2 protein-coding genes are annotated in these 2,515 nt (G+C 28.3%); one reads left to right on the forward strand and one right to left on the reverse strand.

Going from position 1 to position 2,515, the window contains the following annotated elements; all coding sequences use genetic code 11:
* Positions 1-135 precede the first annotated feature (135 nt).
* Positions 136-762 carry a class I SAM-dependent methyltransferase gene (locus tag ACTHW2_RS12955; protein ID WP_442264304.1) on the reverse strand — a complete coding sequence of 209 codons (627 nt, stop codon included), beginning with the start codon at positions 760-762 and terminating at the stop codon, positions 136-138.
* A 227-nt stretch (positions 763-989) separates the two neighbouring features.
* Here ACTHW2_RS12955 and ACTHW2_RS12960 point away from each other — a divergent pair.
* Positions 990-2,515: ABC transporter ATP-binding protein (locus ACTHW2_RS12960; protein ID WP_442264305.1), on the forward strand; the 1,526-nt coding region annotated here is incomplete at its 3' end.

Here is a 2,515-nt window from a genome sequence, read left to right on the forward strand (position 1 = left end):
CACACCCTTGCGGATAACAGATTTTGAGTCTGTCTCGTCTGCCAGTTCCGACACACCGGCCTATAATAGATAATAATAACATAAAATTTAGTATTCTGCAAGAAATTTATAAAAATTATTATTAGCAAATTTTTACTAGATATTAAAGTGAATTAGATCTTTTTCTATGGTCATTGAAGAAAAGCCTAGATTGTTTTTTATCCACTCTAAAGCATCTCTATGATAAAAAAAGACATGAGTTATATCATTTTTATAATGCCAGGAAGCAAAATCTATATCTTCACTATAAATGCTTGTCATAATATAAAGAGTCCCGCCTGGTTTTAAAAGAGATTTCATCAGTTTAAACTCATCTAAGGGTCTGTGAAAATGTTCAACTACCTCACAGCATACTATATAGTCGTATCTTTTTTCCAATCTACTAGGATAATTTGCAAAAAAAGGATCATATTCTTTTATATTATATCCCTTATCTTTTAATAATTTTGATATAACAGGTCCTGTGCCTGATCCAAAATCAAGCCCAGTATCTTCCGCCTTATAATCTTCAAGTATACTGTTAACGATAGGGGATACAAACTTTTGATAGCCCTTATCTTCTACATCATTATTATGTTCTTCATACCTTGATTTTTCTTGGTTTACATTTATATAGTTTTTAGGATCTAACATTAGTGAGTTACAACCACTACATTTATAATACTTATTTTCCCGGAATAATTGAAACAAACCTGTATTATTCCCACATAATATACAATTCATTTTTTCCACATCATTTCTTTTTTATAGTAATAAATTAGTTTTTTAATAAAAATTAGAAAGAGTTTATAAAAAACTTTCTTCTTTATTATCTTATCATAAAATTATTTTATAACAATTAACTAATTATAATATAAGTATACTTTAATCTATATTAGAGGTGACAAATTTATAAAAAGTGCTATAATTATAGGGGGGCAAGATTAATTTTAATAGGAGGAAGAGATTATTTGTTAAGAAAATTTATATCGTATTATAAACCACATAAAAAACTATTTTTTATAGATATGTTTTTTGCGCTATTAATATCTGCTGCTGACTTAATTTTTCCTATGTTCAGTAGGAAGATGATAAACGAAATTATTCCAGATGGTAGGATGGACTTATTATTTAAATGGACTATATTTATGGCAGTCCTATTTTTAATAAGATTTATAAGCTTTTATATAGTAGCTTATTGGGGCCATCTACTTGGAGTTAAAATAGAAAGAGACATGAGAAGTGATGTATTTACACACCTTCAAACATTGCCATTTAGCTATTATGATAAAAATAAAACAGGACATATTATGTCTAGAATAGTAAATGATTTAAGAGATATTACAGAATTAGCACACCATGGTCCAGAAGATTTGTTTATTTCCTTGGTAATGTTAATAGGTTCTTTCCTAATATTACTTACTATTGAATGGAGACTTACTTTAATATTATTTGCCTTTATACCTATAATGCTTGGATATGTTATAGTTAAAAGAAAGAAAATGTCTGAGTCTTTTAAAAAGGTAAGAATGAAAATAGCAGATATAAACTCACAACTTGAAAATAGTATATCTGGTGCAAGAGTTGCAAAAAGCTTTACAAATGAAGAATATGAAATAGAAAAATTTAACCAAGGAAACTACGCTTTTAGTAATGCAAGAAGAGAAGCTTATAAAGTAATGGCTGAATTTACATCAGTTATGGGAATTATGACAAATGTATTAAATCTTTTAGTAATAAGTGTAGGAGGATACTTTGTATATTTAGATATTCTAAACTTTGGAGACCTTTTTTCATTTACGCTTTATGTAAACTTCTTTATGGAACCTTTAAAAAGACTTACTCAATTTACTGAACAATTTCAAGACGGTATGACAGGGTTTAAAAGATTTTTAGAGATAATGGAAATAAAACCAAATATAATAGATAGAAAAGATGCTATAGAACTAAAAGATCCAAAAGGAAAGATAGAATTTAAAAATGTATCATTTAGCTATAGTGATGATGAAGATACTGTGCTTAGAAATGTTAATATAAGAATAGAATCAGGTAAAACTGTTGCACTAGTAGGGCCATCTGGAGCAGGTAAAACTACTCTTTGTCACTTGGTTCCTAGGTTTTATGAAACACAAAATGGAGATATATTTATTGATGATATAAATATAAAAGATATAAAACTAAAAAGCTTGAGATCAAATATAGGCCTTGTACAACAAGATGTATTCTTATTTACTGGGACTATAAAAGAAAATATTTTATATGGAAATCCTAAAGCTAGTGAAGATGAGATAATAAAGGCTGCTAAAAGTGCTAGTATTCACGAATTTATAGAGTCACTTCCACAAGGATACGATACCGACATAGGAGAAAAGGGAGTTAGATTATCTGGAGGTCAAAAACAAAGAATATCTATTGCAAGGCTGTTTTTGAAAAATCCACCAATATTAATATTAGATGAAGCTACTTCAGCACTAGACAATGAAACTGAGATACTTAT

This window comes from Tissierella sp. (genome assembly GCF_052089545.1).
In the GTDB taxonomy this organism is placed as follows: Bacteria; Bacillota; Clostridia; order Tissierellales; family Tissierellaceae; genus Tissierella_A.